Genomic DNA, 15,799 nt, shown 5'->3' with positions numbered 1-15,799 from the left:
AGCCTCCTAAATCACTTCACTTGCCTGACGTGCTGCATTACATTGAAAATTAATCGCTACTGGTAATGCTGTAATATGCACCCCATGATAATCAATATGTACATCTAAGGCAGTTACAGTCCCACCCATACCAATAGGACCAATCCCAGATTTATTGACAGCTTCCAAAAATTCCTCTTCTAGTTCAGCATAATATGGGTTTGGATTGCGGTCACCGATAGGCCGTAATAACGCTTTTTTAGCCATCCAAGCACAAGTATCCATAGTACCGCCTACACCGATACCAATGATATATGGAGGGCAAGGATTACCACCAACTTTAGCTACTGTATCAAGCAAAAATTGTTTAACCCCTTCTTTGCCTTCACCTGGCAATAACACTTTAAACGCTCCCATGTTTTCACTACCGCCACCTTTAGGCATTACTGTTACTTTTACTTGATTGCCTGGTACAATTTCAACATGTAACATAGCTGGCGTATTATCGTTTGTATTTTCACGATTTAAAGGATCAGCAACTACAGACTTACGCAAATAACCATTCGTATAACCACGTCTTACCCCTTCGTTTACGGCATCTTCTAATGGCATACCTTCCCAGCATACCTCTTGACCACATTCTAATAATACAACGGCTACACCGGTATCATGACAGCATGGCAACTGCTCTTTTTTAGCAAATTCACCATTTTCAACAATAATTTCTAACGATTGTTTACCAATGGGTGATTCTTCTGTTTCTAAAGCTTTGCGAAATGCATCCATTACATTATCATTTAATTCACAACAAGCCTTAATACATAACTTTTCAATGACAGGAATTAATGCTTCTGTCTGTAATACTCTCATGTTAGACCTCCTAATACGCAATACACTAAACCTTTACAAACTTTTTATAACGACTTTCGTTAGCACAATCATAACAACTCTATAACTTTATGTGAAATATGTTATAATAATTATGCAATAAATATAATTTATAGTACTAAATATTATTTATTTTAAAGTATTTTACCAACTGATTTATTTCTCCAAATTATTTACGTTATATATAAGGAGTTCTCCATGGAATTGAAGCAATTAGAATTCTTTGTTTCAGTGGCCGAGTTAGGTAATATGACGAAAGCAGCGCAACAACACTATGTATCACAGCCTAATATAACTGTTGCCATCAAGAAATTAGAAGACGAATTGGGTATAGAGTTATTTAAACGAGAATATAAAAAAATGACCTTAACAGAAAAAGGTCATATATTCTATAACTCTATAAAGCAAACACTTGCGCAACTACAAAATGCAATCGATGAGATAAAGGATGAAAAGCATAAACTCTCTGGTACCGTTACGATTGGGATTCCCCCTATGATTAGCGCCTATTTATTTACCCCTTTACTTAATCACTTTCGCCAAGAATATCCCCAATGGGAACTAAATGTATTAGTAGAAGGCTCTGTAGGGGTATCTGAACGAGTATTAGCCGAAGAAGCGGACTTGGGCATTGTGATTATAGACTCTATTTCACCTAAATTAGAAACCATTCCACTATTTAAAAGTGAACATAAATTATGTATCCCTAGCCAGCACCCTTTCCACGCTTATAAACAAATTCCGTTTGAATATTTAAAAGAAGAATCCCTCATTCTAATGAAGATTGATTCTGTACATCGCAAAAAGGTTCTCGCCCACTGTGAGGCTTGTGGTTTTTTGCCTAAAATTGTACTATCTTCTAATCAAATAGAAACCAATATTGATTCGGTAGCTAAAGGTGTTGGTCTGTCCTTTTTACTAGATATAGCTAAATTAAATAGAACTGATGTAGAGCTAATTTCTATGGAGCCACCTTTAACCGTTACCATCGGCTTAGTTTGGCGAAAAAATAAATACCTTTCCTATGCTACCAAAGATTTAATTCACTTTATTAAAGAATTTTCCTTCCCACACGAATAAATAACTAACTACTACTAATTATGTAATATAATCAACACCCTCAAAAATCATAACGCTAGCGCTATTTTATATACGATAAATAAAAAGACGATTGTTTAAGGTTTTTCCTATAGCACAGGATTTTCCAATAAACAATCGTCTTTTATTATTTTAATCTTTTTTAATAGCACTGCGCCTCAACAGCCAACGAGGTCTTAAGCGCCACTACATTCTTTCAAATTGTGCTTTAGGCACACCACAAGTAGGGCATTCCCAATCGTCTGGTAAATCAGCAAATTTTACACCTTCAGCCGCTTCATCATACACATAACCACATACAGTACATACATACTTTTCATTCATACATCATTCCTCCTTAGAAACCTAATATATCGCTTATAATTCTCCCATAAGCTCCTTAGCAATCACATAGCCTTGCGTATAATTATGGCCTAAATTAAGACCAAATACATCTAATGGATAGTCTGTACTCCCATAGAAATTACCAGCCACATTGCCAGCTGCATATAAACCTTCAATTGGGTTATCTTCCGTATCTAGCACTTGTAGTCGTTCATTAACAACCATGCCCGAGCAGGAAACGGTGAAACGAATGCGCCGATGAATCCCGTAAAACGGTGGTTTAACTACAGGACATAGTCGTTCTTTAGGTACGCCAAATTCTAAATCCTGTCCTTGCGCTGCCATGGCATTATATCGCTGTACGGTCGCTATAAAAGTTGGTATATCTTTAATTTTAAGTTTTTCAGCCAATTCTTCCAAAGTATCGGCCTTAAAGGTAGCAATTAAACCAGGCACTACCCCAGTATGCTCAACCTTTTCTTCTGGCATCCACTTTTTAATAGACTCAAAATCTTCATAGCCATATCCCATTTGCTTAGCCTGTTCCACATATTGACTATCAAAAATCTGGCAATAATGGCCTTGATCTTCCTTACTCGTTAAATAACAATTCATCAATTCCATGCCTACTGACTCATCACAGAACCGCTTACCATTTAACTTTACCCGCAAGTATGGTGAATCCATCATAGAAGCTGGGCCTGAATCCATATCATGAGCCATTTTGGTATGGCCTACATTTTCCATGCGGCCACCAGCCCAAGCAATCATCTTATGGCCGTCACCATCATAACCAAACCGTTTGCGACCTAAATTATCCATATCAGGCAAATAATAATGCATCATTTCATCATTATTAGCATAATCACCAGTGGCCACGACCACGCCTTTTTTCGCATTGAGTTGAATGTATCCATCTGGCGACTTAGCAATAACACCAGTAATTCGTCCCGTTTCACCTTGCACCAACTGTTCTGCCGGAGTTCCATAATAAATATCAATCCCTCTTGCCTGGGCTAAACTACAAATAGCTTTCATACCTTGCCCCGTATTATAAGGCTTAGGACCAAATACGCAGGTTGTAAATTCTAATTGCAACCCATGACGTTTCAGTAAAACCGCATGCACTGGTGTGCCTAAGTCTTTTACTTGTGCCCCTGCTTCTTTCGCTAATTCAATAGTCCAACGCACAGCCTCTCCCGAATGGTGAGCCCACATTTCAAGCAAGCCGCGTTTAGCCCGATGATCCGAAGATGCTTCTAATAAAGTAACCAACCGTTGTACATCATAAGGATCGCTCTTTTCTAAAACAAGTCCTGCCCCAAAGTTACCACCAGCCATAGCCGATTTTAACTTTTGCACAATCGCCACTTTAGCACCTAGCTCAGCCGCTTTAAAGGCGCAAGGAATGCCTGGCGAACCGGCGCCAATCACGACAATATCATACTCTTTGACATCCTTAATATCCGTAATCGGCTCAGGCTTTGCAAAAAATGATACTTGTCCGTTCATACACATGACCTCTTTTCAAACTAGAATGTAACTCTTAAAATGTAAATCTTAAAACTACAAACGTCGAATACAGGCACTATATTCACTTTTATTGTACGCCTTATAACGAAAAATATCAATATACTTTGAGGCAATCGTAAGCCAAACCACTATTCCAAATTCGCTGACTATCCCACGTTTCACAATCAGCCGGCTGCGAAGTCGCTGCCAAAATCATAGCCTTTGCCAATATTTCCGTAGGCATCGGCTTTTTATCTTCCCATACACCTACCTTATTTAAAAGGTTCAATAAGTTTGTACTTATCGTTTCACTCCAACGAGTCGTGTGAGGGCGGACTAAAGAAGGCGGTTGTAAAATCGTAGTCTTAGGAAACATAAGTGCTTTGATAGCCTCTTCTAATTCCCCTTTCATTCGTGTATAGAAAAATTTTGAATCAGGTGATGCCATTACTGTAGAAATTAAAATATAATGCGTTACCCCATTCATCTTGGCTGCCTTAGCCACTTCCAATTGATATAAATAATCTACCTGCCACTGCTGCTCCTTGCTACCAGCCTCTTTACGAGTCGTGCCTAAGCATGAAAATAACACATCGCCAGTAATGACATGTTTCCAATTCGCTAATTGCTCAAAATCAACAACCTGAACTATTAATTTACGGTGCTTGATGCCTGGATTACGACGAACAAAAATTTCTACGGAATCAAATAAAGGATTCTCTAAAACTAAACGCAATACCTCTTGCCCCGTTGCGCCTGTTGCGCCCAATATAACAGCTTTCATGTTATTTCCCTCCCAGCCATTAATAAAAACGATCAATTTTGCCATGCCAATACTATGTAGTTACTTGTATTTATTGTGCTTACTTATATTAATTATACCCTAATCCATCAAAAAATCGTCATCTGAACCAAATTCGCTATTATTAATTCGCTATTATTTTAACTTCATCATTTTGATATCTTTTCTCATAAATTCCATGATATAATAAATATATAAGTAAAAAATATACAGCCTATTTTGTAATATAATAAGGAGAAATACTATGTTACCTGAAAAATTTTTTGAAGTCTTAAACTATGAAGGCGTTGTATCTATCACTACCTGGAGCGATAACGAAGCTCATGTAACCAACACTTGGAACTCATATTTAAAAATTAAAGATGATACCTTGCTTATCCCAGCAGCTGGCATGACCTCTACAGAGGCAGACATCAAGAAAAATAACCGCGTAATCATTACCTTAGGGGCTCGTGAAGTAGAAGGGTTCAACGGTTACCAAGGCACTGGTTTCCGTCTAGAAGGCACCGCGGATTTCATTGCAAACGGTCCTATTTATGATGAAATGTTTGCTGAATTTCCATTCCTAAAACGAGTATTAGCTGTAAAAATCGAATCTGCTAAACAACTTTTATAATTCAATAGTAAAACAAAAACAGCGCAGGTCAATGACCTACGCTGTTTTTTACTGGAGCCGATAATAAAAGCCCCTTATTTCATCGCATTTATAAGCCCTAAACACACAAAAAGGGCAAAAAATGACTACCAATTATATATTATCACCTCTAGCCGTACAGCATTTGTACGGCTTTTTATAGTTCATTTTGTGGCTCTTATTGTAGCCCACATTGTGGCTCTTATTGGTCTACATAGTGTACCGCTTTATATGCCGTCTTGTGTGCCTATTTGATACACAAAGCAACACTCTATTCTTCTTCGGTGTCACCATAGATAAGGCGTTTTATTTCCTCGTGTGTAAAACGAATATGTTTACCTATACGCACGCCCTTTAGTGTCCCGTCATCTAAGTAATTGTAAATTGTACGTCTAGATACCTTTAAAATTTCCCCTACCTCTTTAATGGTATACACTTTTAATTCATCACTCATAGCACTACCTCTATTACTTTAATTCATTAACTTAGTATTACTTCCGATAATATATGATTATTGGAAGTAATTTCGGAAGTAATTTTAATCAAGAAGTCAGTATTTAAGCCATTTACAGCCTTATGACATAAAGTTATGTATAATAATGTGAATATCCGTATAAACTTACTGCATATTATTCATAATTTTATACAAATCTGCACCTATATTCTTATTTTTATTATATCACATTTCTAATTATATTGTTATCCATTTTGAACATCAAAACAATAAGCAATCCGACTAAGTTACCACTCTCTAATAACTAATGTCCCGCTTTCCTCTCGCTCTTTCATTCGATTAAGATAGGTTCTTATGTTCTTATGTATCTGTGAAGTTTTCTTACCACTTAATTCTCTAGCTTCTTCAATCGTGTAATTATCTACAATGACATTACAAACTACCCTGCCAGCTTCTACACTTCCTGCTATATCATAGTTACTACATCCTTTCAACGCCTTACGTACATCATTAATATAAGGCTTTCTCTGTTCCTCTAAGGCTTCTATTTCAGCTATTAATTCTTCTCTATTAGCCACAATCCGCCCTATCTTATCACCTTTAGGGCTTTTCCCTCTAGTTGTACTGGTTGTATAGCTAACATTCACACCGTCAAGACTATATAACTTAGCTTTTAACGCATTAACCCTATCATTTAACTTCAAGAGTTCCAATGTCTTTTCATAATATGTCATTCTCTACACCTCACGCATTCCATATCAAATATTAAAATATACCTAAGGTATTTATACCTAAACCATTCATAAAACGCCTTACAGCGCAAGTAAAAGAGTTGTTTTTCTCCTAATTAAATATAAAAAACCGCTTCAATCAAATACCACGATCATATTTACTATTATCGCCACATTAGCCACAATTCGGGAGTAACTCCAGAGTTAACAAGGTTTTCTCTAGAGTTTAAAATTCCCACCTTTTTTAGGAAGTCAGAAATGTAAGGATACTTCTTTTTAGGGCCTCGCAAATCTCGCTATACCCTTTTTAGGGCCTCCGAAATCTCCGAATACGCTCTTTATACGGTGCAACTTTTAACAATTGTTTGTTTTGTATTTCTTTGTAACCTTGCAACCTTAACATTCCTTAACATTTCAAACTCAAGTTTTGTATGTTGGCCACAAATTATATATTCAACATTTTCCAACATCTGAACTTTTGCTCTTTTTTGAGCGTGTTCAATGTCAACTTTTGTCAACAATAAAGGGCGCTATGTTTATAGCCACAACGCCCCTATATTTTCTATATCAAACTTTATGCGCTTTCTTCACTCGTTCCGCTCTAATACCTAAGATATAGCCCGCAATCAAAGCTTGACACAATCCCCATCGAATTTCATCATTGCTATCAGCAATAAAATTACGCTCTATTTCTTTCAATTCTAAAATATGATTCGAAACTATATTTATTGATTGATACTTTAATAACTCTAACAATGTTTTCTTCATAGATTAGCCTTTCTAAATCATAGCAATATCTACTCTTTATTAATACTTATTCCTTTATTTACACCTGCTTTATAACAAGCTATACACAACCTAGACAATACTACTTCATATTGTTGACCGCTTTCACTATCTTTTACAGCACTTTTCATAATTCTAGCAATTATATTTAAATCGTCATTCGTTAATTTCATAGTTATTGTTCCTATCCTTTGGCACTAGCTTTCTTAGGGTTATATTCTGCTTTAGTTGCAAAACAAGCCAAAACCTTTCCATTATATTCCATTGTAAACGGTGTTACATTATAGTCATAAAAGCCAAAATTAGCACAAATTTCATTCAATGCGTCCATTGTATTCACAATAAAGAAAACTGTTTTAACATTTCTATTTACTGCGTCTGTCATAACTTCTACAGATTTTATAAAGGTATTATCCTGAATAGATGTGTTTTTACTCATAATGTTATTCTATGCCCCCTTAGCTGTTGTCTTACCGTCAAGATATCCCACTAAATATATTGTTTTTACTCTTGCTAATAGTTTAAGATTTTCATCATCTATATCCTCAAGAGTAAATGCGTCTAACAGCTGTAAGACATTATAAACATTATCAAGCGTTTCTTGATTAAATACTTCATCTTGAATTTTAACTATCTTCTTATAACACGCATGTGCTTCATTAAATTCTTGTTCATCGAAAACTACTAAATTATTCAGCATATTATTAAACATCTCTTATCTCCTTATTTTTGCTACATGCACATATATTATTTAGTGCATGCACTAATTTATTTTTCAAAAATGTTGCATATAAACCCTTGTATTTACTGGCTTTATAGCCATTGCACTAAATGCTCCACATTTTTTTCACTTACTTATATACTTTTATATATTTTATATTATTTATATATACTTCATAATATAAAAATATATAGAGCATTTGGAGCATTCTCCGATAAACCCTTATAAACACTGAATTCTTAATGCACTATTTTATTTAAATTAATTAGTGCATTCTTTGAGCTTTAGAGCATATACATATTTACCTCGTAAAGTTCCATTCCAACACCTAGTTTTTATATATCCTAGCCGTTCCATCTCCTGATTAAATCGAGTAATTCCTAACGCTTCAAAGCCATATTGTTTACAAAAGTCTTTATAGTATTTGTAATATTGATTAGCCACTACTTCATCAATCGCTACACAAACAAATTCTTTAGCTGTAGGACTTTCATAGGGTTCAAACTCATTATTGAGCCACATTTCATTGAATAGAGCTACAGGGTTCATTTCTTTCAAGTGCTTTTCAGTAATGAGCAAAACTTCATCGCACATTGTAAATTGGTGTGTAGTGCGCAATCTCTGTAAGCCCTCAAGCGCTCTATTCATAAGTACCGTAAGACCACCCGCTTCAATAATCTTGTCTAGAATATAAGGATCTCCGTTCTTTTTAAAATCTGCATTGAATGGAATCGCCACAAAACGCCTTTTTATACCCCCGCTTGTATCTACTAGTTTAGGCATAGTATTGGCGCTGAATATATGCTTACATGTAGGATATATAACATAGCCTTGTTTCCCTTTCTGCTCTACCTTAACAGGGTCACCACTTACTAACTTCTTTAGGTTATCTGTTTCTAATAAGGCTTTACTACTTATATCATCGCCTATATTAACAGCGATATACTCCATACCTGCTAACTCAAAGCGACCGCCATATTTATTTAGTGGCGTATTGCCTACATTCCAATATCCTAATAATTTTGTTAATAGCTTAAAAAATGTACTTTTCCCATTACTACCTTCACCAATAATAATAAAAAAATTATGTATAAATATTGTTGGTGATAAGCAATACCCTATAAATTCATAAAGCAAGTTTTCTATATCCTTATTGCCACAAGTAATAGAATTCATAAACTCATCAAGAATAGCGCATTCACTTTGTAAGCGATTATATTCAGTAGGTATATACCGAGTACATATAATATCAGGGGAATGCCTGAATGTCCCTCGATTAAAAACATCAAGAATAACATTTTTAGTTGCTATATAGTTTTCAAACTTGATATCCTTAATCTCTGCCATATCTTCAATATATCGCCGTACCTCTCGTTGGCGGTTATCAGAGATATTATTTATCCTACTTCGTATTTCTGCGTTCAATCTCTTAATCGGTAATGTTTTATAAATACCACAATCTTCACTATAAAACATCAAATCTCGATTAAGTATATTACCGTCTTCTTCATATTTATTTTGTCTAATACGGCAAATTTTTAATTCTTTTATAAGGTCTTCCCCTAAAATGTGATGTAAAAATGTTCTGCCATTGAAATATTTCCCATTCTTAGCCATATAATCCCCCTTTCATTTGATATCGCTGCGGGGAATTGATATAATAAAAGTGAGGTTTGTTTGTTGCAATATTCCTCACTTGCCGTTTCATGAATTGCCGTTCGTGAAGCGGTTTTTTCTTTACTCTCCATAAATTACCCCTCTCTTTCAATTTCATTTGTACGCACGATCATATAATCATCAAACATCTTAATATTAATTAACTCTCTGCCCTTAGATAAGCGCCGAAACGCCTTAGCGAATTTAGGGCGTTTTTTCATGTCCTGCGTTAACCGCCACAATGTAGGTCGACTAATGCTGTACTTAACCATTAGTTCTTTAGGTCGTGCATACTCTTGCTGTAGTAATTCCATATAATTCACTCCTTTTCTATCCAATAGTCACAATCCTATATTCACTATCAGCATTAAACGTCTTTAAGCAATCTATTGCTTTCTCTACTGTCCAATAACTAGGAATAATGTAATACTCATCAGCATTTAACCAATATACAACTTCGCTTTGTCTAGCTTTCATGTCTGTATATATCTTGATAAATACTTCTCTATCATTCGATTCTTCAAGCATACATCCTTTTACTTCGTCACAATCCATAATCACAATAGAATAGGCTAGATTTTCTTCTATTAAGTCGTCTAAGCTATCATGTAAATATTCATAGGTAACACCGTCTTTAATCAGTTGATACTTCATGTAATCATTCCTTTCAAATAGCCACAATATAAGTAGGTGAGGTGATAATATGAGGTTGTGGCTACTCTACAGTGAATAATTCTTCTACTGGCACATTAAGCGCCTTTGCAAGCTTGTTACAGGTTTTTACATGTGCTTTTCGAGTCCCTTTCATTAAGTTAGAAATAGTAACGAAAGCTAATCCTGTTTCTTGCACAATATCATGAACATTTTTATTCTGAACCAGCATTTCATGTTTAAATCGTTCTGCATTCAGAGCAAATACAAGTTTCACAGACTTTTTCCCCTTTATTAATAAAAAAACACCTTATAAAAGAATATTCACAGTAGAGAGATGATAATATGATAGGTCGAGATTTACACTGTGAATAATTCCTCTACTGGCACATTTAAAGCTTTAGCTAATTTATTAGCAATAGGTATTCCGCATGTTTTACCACGTAACAAGTTATATATTGTTACAATGCCTACTCCTGATTCTTTAGCTAATGCCTTAGAAGAGAATCCCTGTTTTAACATCGATTCTCTAAGTATTTGAACTTTTACATTAGCCATTACTTCAACTCTATTCTGCATATATTTCTTACCTCCTTCAAAATTTCATTGTAACTTCAAATTACAATTAGATTTTAAATCACAATGTATGATTTTGTCAATACAATGTTTTATAAAATTACAATATAATTTAAAATGTCATTGAATTACATCTCTTATTCTGCTAATATATGTTTAGAGGTGATAATAAATGATAATATCAACACTAAAAAATATATTGCATGAACGAGATTTAACAGCTTATAAGGTAGCAACTGAAATCAATAGTTCAAGAACCTTTATCCAGAATTTAATATCTAATAAATTTCAACAACTTAATATTGAATATCTTAACAATCTATGTAAATATCTAAATTTAAATTTTACAGATTTTTTATATTACTACCCGTTTAATATTGATATAACAATGGATGATAATATTTTTAAAGTTATAGTTAATTATGATAATGATGAATTTCTAGAAATGTCACTTTATGTAACTTTACTAGGAAAAAATAAAATTCCTGTAGTTGACATAAAAGATACAGACTTCGAAGACTGGCGTTCATTTTATGAAGACTATGAAACTATATTATTAGAGCTAACTCTAGAATCTATAGAAGAAATTTATCGAAAAAAACAAAACTATAACTTAGAACCTTTTATTTTTCAAACAAGAGTATCACTACTAACAGATATTAACTGGTAATAGGCTTGTTATTTCTCGCCCACAAAGAAAGGAAATACTATGTGGATAGAGGAACGACAAACACAAAAAGGCACCGTATACCGCTACTATGAACGGTACACTTGCCCGATTACACACAAAAATAAAAGGGTATCTGTTACCCTTGAAAGCGTTACACCAAGAGCAAAGAAAACCGCTTATAACAAGTTAATGTGCAAGATAGAACTAGCGAAAGAAAAAGCCTTACACGCCAAAGAAGCGCCTAAAATAACGCTACATGAAGCGGTTGATATGTGGATAGAATATATCCGCCCTACATTTTCTGAACGCACACAGCTAAAATATGACGTTGAAATAGGCAAGATTAAAGCAATGTTTGACAATGTACCGCTTCAAGATTTAAAGAGTATAGATATTGAGGAACGACTAATTAAATTCCACTATGAAGAAGGGAAATCACACCGCTATACTTGCTCTTTACTCCGTATACTAAAAAACACCCTGCAATATGCAAGGCGTAAAGGGTATATCAACGATATTCTTGATTTTCTAGAAATTAAGATAAAAGCTAAACCAAAAACAATAGAAGAAGTGGAAAAGTCCAACAATAAATTTTTAGATCGTGAGGAATTAAAAACCTGCTTTGAGCAATTAGCCACAATGCATAAGCGTATAGGGCTACTGTGTGAATTTCAGGCTCTTACAGGTCTACGCATAGGCGAGTTATTAGCGCTCCGTGAGTGTGACTATAACCGCTTCACTAAAGTAATCACAGTAAACGGTAGTTATAACTCTCACACAAAGACAAGAGGTACACCTAAAAACCTGTATAGCTATCGTGATGTAGCATTGAATGAACGTGCAAGCGAGATTATAGACTTCTTTATTAAGTCCAACCGTTGGCAATATATGAATATTGGTGAGCCACCAGAAGAAAAGCGCTACATATTCATCAACCAAAACGGCAACCCTTACGAAATAGTTCAAATCAATAAACTATTGAAGCGGTTAGATGTGAACGGCAAGCATATTTCAACGCACATATTCAGACATAGCCATATTAGCCTATTAAGTGAGTTAGGTATCCCATTAAAAGCAATAATGCAACGTGTAGGACATCACGAACCACGAACCACACTTGCTATTTATTCGCATGTAACCGAGAACATGAAGAATACTGTGGTAGAAAAGCTAGATACATTAGCTCTGTAGCCCTTTTTTATTTATACTAAAAAGGGCAAACCAAAAAGGGCAGAAAAAAGGGCTTACTTTTTTAGAATAAGAAAAAAAGAGAAATATTTCAAATCAATCAATTTTGCTAAAAACCCTTTTAGAACCTACGTTTCTAGCTTATTGAACTAATCTGAAATACTCCCCTTTATTCATCGAAAGTATGGAGCCGATAATAGGACTTGAACCTACGACCTACTCATTACGAATGAGCCGCTCTACCAACTGAGCTATACCGGCATGTCTACTTTGTTATTTTAGCGGATTTCAAGCCAAACGTCAAGAAAAAGCGCCTACTTTACCTTTAAAAAGTAAGCGCTTTTCTTATTTTTTATAATCAACTAACTACCAGCCTCGGCCAGCACCGCCGCCGCCACCAGAGCCACCACCGAAACCGCCGCCCCGGCCACCGGATCCACCGCCAAAGCCTCCGCCGCCACCGCGGCCACCAAATGAAATATGGGTTAATAAAAAGCGTGTAATGGCACCACCAAAAAAGAAAAAGTCCAAAATGAGGAATAGTATAACCCCGCCACCAATATACATGACTTGTTCATCAGATAAGGTCTCCTCCGTGGCTTGACGCCGACTATTATCTTGAACCACACCTTTCATATCCTTAGTAATATCAGGATATACAATTTGTACGGTTTGCCAAACAGTAGTAACAATACCACTTCCATATTTTCCAGCCTTAAAATTAGGCAATGCATACGTATCTAAGAGTTGCCCTACTTTGGCATCATTCAAATCGCCTTCTAAACCATAGCCTACCGACAAGTAAACTTTTTTATCCTCTAAGGCTACCGCTAATACAAAGCCATCATTTTTATTACCATGGCCAACACCCCAACCTCGTAATACAGCGAGGGCATAATCAGCAGGCGCCTGGTCGCCAAAAGTAGGCACTATCACCACGGCCAACTGGCCTTTTCCCGATTTATCAAATTGTGTGCCAATGGCATTGAGTGTTTGTAATTCCTGTGGTGACAATACCTTCGTTTGATCCACCACATATTGTCCCGTAGGTGGTTTAGCTGGTATTTCTGCAAATGCTACATTTACCAATAATACAGCCAATAGTAAGGCTAACCCTAGTATAGGCCCTAACTTACTGAAACGACTGCCCGTTTGCCCAGTGCCAAACCTGTTTATTGTACGAGTCATCCAAGCCTCCTACCTTATTTTATACTTTGAAAGCCCTTCCCACTTAGTTAACTGACTAAGTACCTAAGTACCTAAGTACCTAACTAACTATCTACCTAGCTAAATAAATAACTAACTATCTACCTAAATAACTAAGTAGCCAAGCACCTAAACCTAAGTACCTAATGCTGCGCTAGAAGGATACTTTAGGCGCTGCTTGTGCGCTTTCATCAGCTTGGAAATATGCTTTTTGTTGGAACCCAAACATACCTGCATATATTGAAGTTGGGAAGGTGCGAACTTTGGCATTATAGCCACGCACCACATCATTGTAGTCTTTGCGGGCTACAGCAATTCGATTTTCAGTCCCTGCTAATTCATCTTGTAAGGCTCTAAAGTTCTGATCAGCTTTTAAGTTTGGATAATTTTCCGTAATCATAAGTAAACGGCTTAACGCACTAGATAATTCACCGTCTGCTTGTGACATTTCCTCTACCGAACGAGCGCCCCCTAACTTAGCCCGAGCGTCGGAAACAGCCTGAATAGCGGCTTGTTCATGAGAAGCATACCCTTTCACGGTATTCACTAAATTAGGAATTAAATCATTACGTCGTTGCAATTGAGTCTGTACCTGTGCTAACTGATTATTCGTCGTTTCATCCATTTGCACCAACCCATTATAACCACTTACTAGCCATACAGCTACCACGGCAATAACAGCAATCACAATAAGCCAAGTCTTTTTCATAGTATCCTCCAAATTATAAAGACATATAATACATCGAATTCTATCGTATATTCTTATTATACTATATATTGGCTATATTTGGCTCTTTTTACCAATAAAAAATCTACGCCTAGCTATTGCTAACGCGTAGATTGAATCGTATTTATAAGAAATCGTTTTTCCACAATAAAATGCCCGCCACAAAAGTCGCTAACAAGGCAATACTAATAACAAAAACAAAGCCTTCACCGCCCAATTCGGTAAACGGCACGGGCACATTGACGCCCCACAAGCTAAAGATTACCGTAGGTACAGCCAAAATAATCGTAACAGCGGCCAACAATTTCATGACCATGTTTAGGTTATTCGAAATGATAGACGTAAAGGCATTCATCATATTCATCAAAATATTCGAATACATTTCAACCATTTCAATGGCCTGTTTATTTTCGATGATTACATCTTCCAGCAAGTCTTCGTCTTCTTCATACATCTTAAGCAAATGGCGCACATCTTCATGACTACGAATACGTAAAATACGTTCCATTACCGTACCATTTGTTTTCAAAGCAGACGTGAAATACGTCATGGATTTCTGTAATTCTAAGAGCTGGAAAAAGTCTTTATTTTTAGTTGTATGGCGTAGCTGAATTTCAATATCATCCGTACGACGATTAATTTGTTGCAAATAACGCAAGAACAAAGTAGCCGTACGATACATGATTTGGAATAAAAAGCGTGTTTTTTTATACGTATAAAACGTCGCTACCTGATTATTTAAAAATGGATACAACACTTCCGACTCTTCTAAACAAACTGTAATAAAGAAGTCTGGTGTTAAGAAAATACCAAGCGGAACGGTATCATAACTATCGCTACCACGCAATGCAGGAATATTGATAACAACAAAGATGTAATTTTCTTCAATTTCCACGTGCGAACGTTCTTCCATATCCAAGGCTGTTTTTAAAACGTCCGTAGGGATTTCCGTCATAATATTGACAAGCGCCAGCTCATCGGGGTCAGGATTCACCAAGTTAATCCACGAGCCCTTCGTTGCATCAGCTACCGTTGTATCTGATATAAGCTCGCCGTCTTCATGTTTGTATACCGTGAGCATACGCCACCTCCCATTCATTAGCTTATACTTCATCATATCCAACCAACCTAGGATTCGTCAAGTATAGAATCGGTGAAATAACCATAAAAAAAAGGTTCTAAAGACCTTTAAATTT

The 15,799-nt window shown here is 35.9% G+C and carries 23 protein-coding genes and 1 tRNA gene; 4 read left to right on the top strand and 20 right to left on the bottom strand.

Features of this window, described 5'->3' with window-relative positions:
- Positions 1-6: 6 nt before the first annotated feature.
- The gene (locus tag VER_RS09790) at positions 7-849 is read right to left on the bottom strand and encodes a fumarate hydratase (RefSeq protein ID WP_162100641.1); all 843 of its coding nucleotides are present in this window, start codon (positions 847-849) and stop codon (positions 7-9) included.
- A gap of 216 nt (positions 850-1,065) precedes the next feature.
- On the opposite strand from VER_RS09790, the gene VER_RS09785 reads away from it, so the two are divergent.
- Positions 1,066-1,947, top strand: coding sequence for a LysR family transcriptional regulator (locus tag VER_RS09785; protein ID WP_162100640.1), 882 nt, complete (start codon positions 1,066-1,068; stop codon positions 1,945-1,947).
- 204 nt (positions 1,948-2,151) lie between these two features.
- Here VER_RS09785 and VER_RS09780 read toward each other — a convergent pair whose 3' ends face one another.
- The 3 genes from VER_RS09780 to VER_RS09770 all read right to left on the bottom strand — a co-directional run bounded on the left by VER_RS09780 (position 2,152) and on the right by VER_RS09770 (position 4,585).
- Positions 2,152-2,289, bottom strand: coding sequence for a rubredoxin (locus tag VER_RS09780; RefSeq protein ID WP_162100639.1), 138 nt, complete (start codon positions 2,287-2,289; stop codon positions 2,152-2,154).
- 33 nt (positions 2,290-2,322) lie between these two features.
- Complete coding sequence (locus VER_RS09775; RefSeq protein ID WP_162100638.1) at positions 2,323-3,801, bottom strand: FAD-dependent oxidoreductase; 1,479 nt, start codon at positions 3,799-3,801, stop codon at positions 2,323-2,325.
- A 115-nt stretch (positions 3,802-3,916) separates the two neighbouring features.
- Positions 3,917-4,585 (bottom strand): NAD(P)H-binding protein, encoded by a 669-nt coding sequence (locus tag VER_RS09770; protein WP_162100637.1) that lies wholly within the window; start codon positions 4,583-4,585, stop codon positions 3,917-3,919.
- Positions 4,586-4,847: 262 nt separating this feature from the next.
- On the opposite strand from VER_RS09770, the gene VER_RS09765 reads away from it, so the two are divergent.
- Positions 4,848-5,219, top strand: coding sequence for a pyridoxamine 5'-phosphate oxidase family protein (locus VER_RS09765; RefSeq protein WP_162100636.1), 372 nt, complete (start codon positions 4,848-4,850; stop codon positions 5,217-5,219).
- A 289-nt stretch (positions 5,220-5,508) separates the two neighbouring features.
- Here the strand turns inward: VER_RS09765 and VER_RS09760 are convergent, their stop codons facing one another.
- The 12 genes from VER_RS09760 to VER_RS09705 form a co-directional block, all read right to left on the bottom strand.
- On the bottom strand, positions 5,509-5,691 hold the full coding sequence (locus VER_RS09760) for a helix-turn-helix domain-containing protein (protein ID WP_162100635.1): 183 nt from the start codon (positions 5,689-5,691) through the stop codon (positions 5,509-5,511).
- Between the two features lie 287 nt (positions 5,692-5,978).
- Positions 5,979-6,425, bottom strand: coding sequence for a hypothetical protein (locus tag VER_RS09755; RefSeq protein ID WP_162100634.1), 447 nt, complete (start codon positions 6,423-6,425; stop codon positions 5,979-5,981).
- Positions 6,426-6,989: 564 nt separating this feature from the next.
- Entirely contained in the window at positions 6,990-7,190 is a 201-nt protein-coding gene (locus tag VER_RS09750) for a hypothetical protein (protein WP_162100633.1), read from the bottom strand.
- 29 nt (positions 7,191-7,219) lie between these two features.
- The gene (locus VER_RS09745) at positions 7,220-7,381 is read right to left on the bottom strand and encodes a hypothetical protein (RefSeq protein ID WP_162100632.1); all 162 of its coding nucleotides are present in this window, start codon (positions 7,379-7,381) and stop codon (positions 7,220-7,222) included.
- 11 nt (positions 7,382-7,392) lie between these two features.
- A complete protein-coding gene (locus VER_RS09740; protein ID WP_162100631.1) occupies positions 7,393-7,647 on the bottom strand; it encodes a hypothetical protein in 255 nt (84 codons plus the stop codon).
- A gap of 9 nt (positions 7,648-7,656) precedes the next feature.
- On the bottom strand, positions 7,657-7,920 hold the full coding sequence (locus VER_RS09735; protein ID WP_162100630.1) for a hypothetical protein: 264 nt from the start codon (positions 7,918-7,920) through the stop codon (positions 7,657-7,659).
- Positions 7,921-8,190: 270 nt separating this feature from the next.
- Entirely contained in the window at positions 8,191-9,546 is a 1,356-nt protein-coding gene (locus VER_RS09730) for a phage/plasmid primase, P4 family (protein WP_162100629.1), read from the bottom strand.
- Positions 9,492-9,677, bottom strand: a complete 186-nt coding sequence (locus VER_RS09725) for a hypothetical protein (RefSeq protein WP_162100628.1) — start codon at positions 9,675-9,677, stop codon at positions 9,492-9,494. The genes VER_RS09730 and VER_RS09725 overlap by 55 nt, the downstream gene beginning before the upstream one ends.
- Before the next feature lie 3 nt (positions 9,678-9,680).
- Positions 9,681-9,899 (bottom strand): hypothetical protein, encoded by a 219-nt coding sequence (locus VER_RS09720; protein ID WP_162100627.1) that lies wholly within the window; start codon positions 9,897-9,899, stop codon positions 9,681-9,683.
- A 16-nt stretch (positions 9,900-9,915) separates the two neighbouring features.
- Positions 9,916-10,239 (bottom strand): hypothetical protein, encoded by a 324-nt coding sequence (locus VER_RS09715; RefSeq protein WP_162100626.1) that lies wholly within the window; start codon positions 10,237-10,239, stop codon positions 9,916-9,918.
- Positions 10,240-10,300: 61 nt separating this feature from the next.
- On the bottom strand, positions 10,301-10,513 hold the full coding sequence (locus tag VER_RS09710; protein WP_162100625.1) for a helix-turn-helix domain-containing protein: 213 nt from the start codon (positions 10,511-10,513) through the stop codon (positions 10,301-10,303).
- A gap of 83 nt (positions 10,514-10,596) precedes the next feature.
- Positions 10,597-10,815, bottom strand: a complete 219-nt coding sequence (locus VER_RS09705; RefSeq protein ID WP_162100624.1) for a helix-turn-helix domain-containing protein — start codon at positions 10,813-10,815, stop codon at positions 10,597-10,599.
- 169 nt (positions 10,816-10,984) lie between these two features.
- Here VER_RS09705 and VER_RS09700 point away from each other — a divergent pair, with 169 nt between their 5' ends.
- Both VER_RS09700 and VER_RS09695 read left to right on the top strand, forming a co-directional pair.
- Positions 10,985-11,482 (top strand): helix-turn-helix transcriptional regulator, encoded by a 498-nt coding sequence (locus tag VER_RS09700; protein WP_162100623.1) that lies wholly within the window; start codon positions 10,985-10,987, stop codon positions 11,480-11,482.
- A 39-nt stretch (positions 11,483-11,521) separates the two neighbouring features.
- On the top strand, positions 11,522-12,673 hold the full coding sequence (locus tag VER_RS09695) for a site-specific integrase (protein ID WP_162100622.1): 1,152 nt from the start codon (positions 11,522-11,524) through the stop codon (positions 12,671-12,673).
- A 182-nt stretch (positions 12,674-12,855) separates the two neighbouring features.
- Here the strand turns inward: VER_RS09695 and VER_RS09690 are convergent.
- The 4 genes from VER_RS09690 to VER_RS09675 all read right to left on the bottom strand — a co-directional run bounded on the left by VER_RS09690 (position 12,856) and on the right by VER_RS09675 (position 15,684).
- A tRNA-Thr gene (locus VER_RS09690) sits at positions 12,856-12,931 on the bottom strand.
- 105 nt (positions 12,932-13,036) lie between these two features.
- Positions 13,037-13,858 carry a YgcG family protein gene (locus VER_RS09685; protein ID WP_162100621.1) on the bottom strand — a complete coding sequence of 274 codons (822 nt, stop codon included), beginning with the start codon at positions 13,856-13,858 and terminating at the stop codon, positions 13,037-13,039.
- Between the two features lie 172 nt (positions 13,859-14,030).
- The gene (locus VER_RS09680) at positions 14,031-14,585 is read right to left on the bottom strand and encodes a LemA family protein (protein WP_162100620.1); all 555 of its coding nucleotides are present in this window, start codon (positions 14,583-14,585) and stop codon (positions 14,031-14,033) included.
- 142 nt (positions 14,586-14,727) lie between these two features.
- Positions 14,728-15,684 carry a magnesium transporter CorA family protein gene (locus VER_RS09675; protein WP_162100619.1) on the bottom strand — a complete coding sequence of 319 codons (957 nt, stop codon included), beginning with the start codon at positions 15,682-15,684 and terminating at the stop codon, positions 14,728-14,730.
- Positions 15,685-15,799: the final 115 nt, after the last annotated feature.

Origin of the sequence: Veillonella sp. R32 (genome assembly GCF_010093125.1) — a bacterium.
In the GTDB taxonomy this organism is placed as follows: Bacteria; Bacillota; Negativicutes; order Veillonellales; family Veillonellaceae; genus Veillonella_A.
The sequence above is the reverse complement of the archived record's forward strand: the minus strand, read 5'-3'. Positions and strand labels throughout refer to the sequence as shown.

Excerpts from the sequence above, each read along its gene's own strand:
- VER_RS09790 (WP_162100641.1), bottom strand. The coding sequence starts at position 849 with ATGAGAGTATTACAGACAGAAGCATTAATTCCTGTCATTGAAAAGTTA.
- VER_RS09785 (WP_162100640.1), top strand. The coding sequence starts at position 1,066 with ATGGAATTGAAGCAATTAGAATTCTTTGTTTCAGTGGCCGAGTTAGGT.
- VER_RS09780 (WP_162100639.1), bottom strand. The coding sequence starts at position 2,289 with ATGAATGAAAAGTATGTATGTACTGTATGTGGTTATGTGTATGATGAA.
- VER_RS09775 (WP_162100638.1), bottom strand. The coding sequence starts at position 3,801 with ATGAACGGACAAGTATCATTTTTTGCAAAGCCTGAGCCGATTACGGAT.
- VER_RS09770 (WP_162100637.1), bottom strand. The coding sequence starts at position 4,585 with ATGAAAGCTGTTATATTGGGCGCAACAGGCGCAACGGGGCAAGAGGTA.
- VER_RS09765 (WP_162100636.1), top strand. The coding sequence starts at position 4,848 with ATGTTACCTGAAAAATTTTTTGAAGTCTTAAACTATGAAGGCGTTGTA.
- VER_RS09760 (WP_162100635.1), bottom strand. The coding sequence starts at position 5,691 with ATGAGTGATGAATTAAAAGTGTATACCATTAAAGAGGTAGGGGAAATT.
- VER_RS09755 (WP_162100634.1), bottom strand. The coding sequence starts at position 6,425 with ATGACATATTATGAAAAGACATTGGAACTCTTGAAGTTAAATGATAGG.
- VER_RS09750 (WP_162100633.1), bottom strand. The coding sequence starts at position 7,190 with ATGAAGAAAACATTGTTAGAGTTATTAAAGTATCAATCAATAAATATA.
- VER_RS09745 (WP_162100632.1), bottom strand. The coding sequence starts at position 7,381 with ATGAAATTAACGAATGACGATTTAAATATAATTGCTAGAATTATGAAA.
- VER_RS09740 (WP_162100631.1), bottom strand. The coding sequence starts at position 7,647 with ATGAGTAAAAACACATCTATTCAGGATAATACCTTTATAAAATCTGTA.
- VER_RS09735 (WP_162100630.1), bottom strand. The coding sequence starts at position 7,920 with ATGTTTAATAATATGCTGAATAATTTAGTAGTTTTCGATGAACAAGAA.
- VER_RS09730 (WP_162100629.1), bottom strand. The coding sequence starts at position 9,546 with ATGGCTAAGAATGGGAAATATTTCAATGGCAGAACATTTTTACATCAC.
- VER_RS09725 (WP_162100628.1), bottom strand. The coding sequence starts at position 9,677 with ATGGAGAGTAAAGAAAAAACCGCTTCACGAACGGCAATTCATGAAACG.
- VER_RS09720 (WP_162100627.1), bottom strand. The coding sequence starts at position 9,899 with ATGGAATTACTACAGCAAGAGTATGCACGACCTAAAGAACTAATGGTT.
- VER_RS09715 (WP_162100626.1), bottom strand. The coding sequence starts at position 10,239 with ATGAAGTATCAACTGATTAAAGACGGTGTTACCTATGAATATTTACAT.
- VER_RS09705 (WP_162100624.1), bottom strand. The coding sequence starts at position 10,815 with ATGCAGAATAGAGTTGAAGTAATGGCTAATGTAAAAGTTCAAATACTT.
- VER_RS09700 (WP_162100623.1), top strand. The coding sequence starts at position 10,985 with ATGATAATATCAACACTAAAAAATATATTGCATGAACGAGATTTAACA.
- VER_RS09695 (WP_162100622.1), top strand. The coding sequence starts at position 11,522 with ATGTGGATAGAGGAACGACAAACACAAAAAGGCACCGTATACCGCTAC.
- VER_RS09685 (WP_162100621.1), bottom strand. The coding sequence starts at position 13,858 with ATGACTCGTACAATAAACAGGTTTGGCACTGGGCAAACGGGCAGTCGT.
- VER_RS09680 (WP_162100620.1), bottom strand. The coding sequence starts at position 14,585 with ATGAAAAAGACTTGGCTTATTGTGATTGCTGTTATTGCCGTGGTAGCT.
- VER_RS09675 (WP_162100619.1), bottom strand. The coding sequence starts at position 15,684 with ATGCTCACGGTATACAAACATGAAGACGGCGAGCTTATATCAGATACA.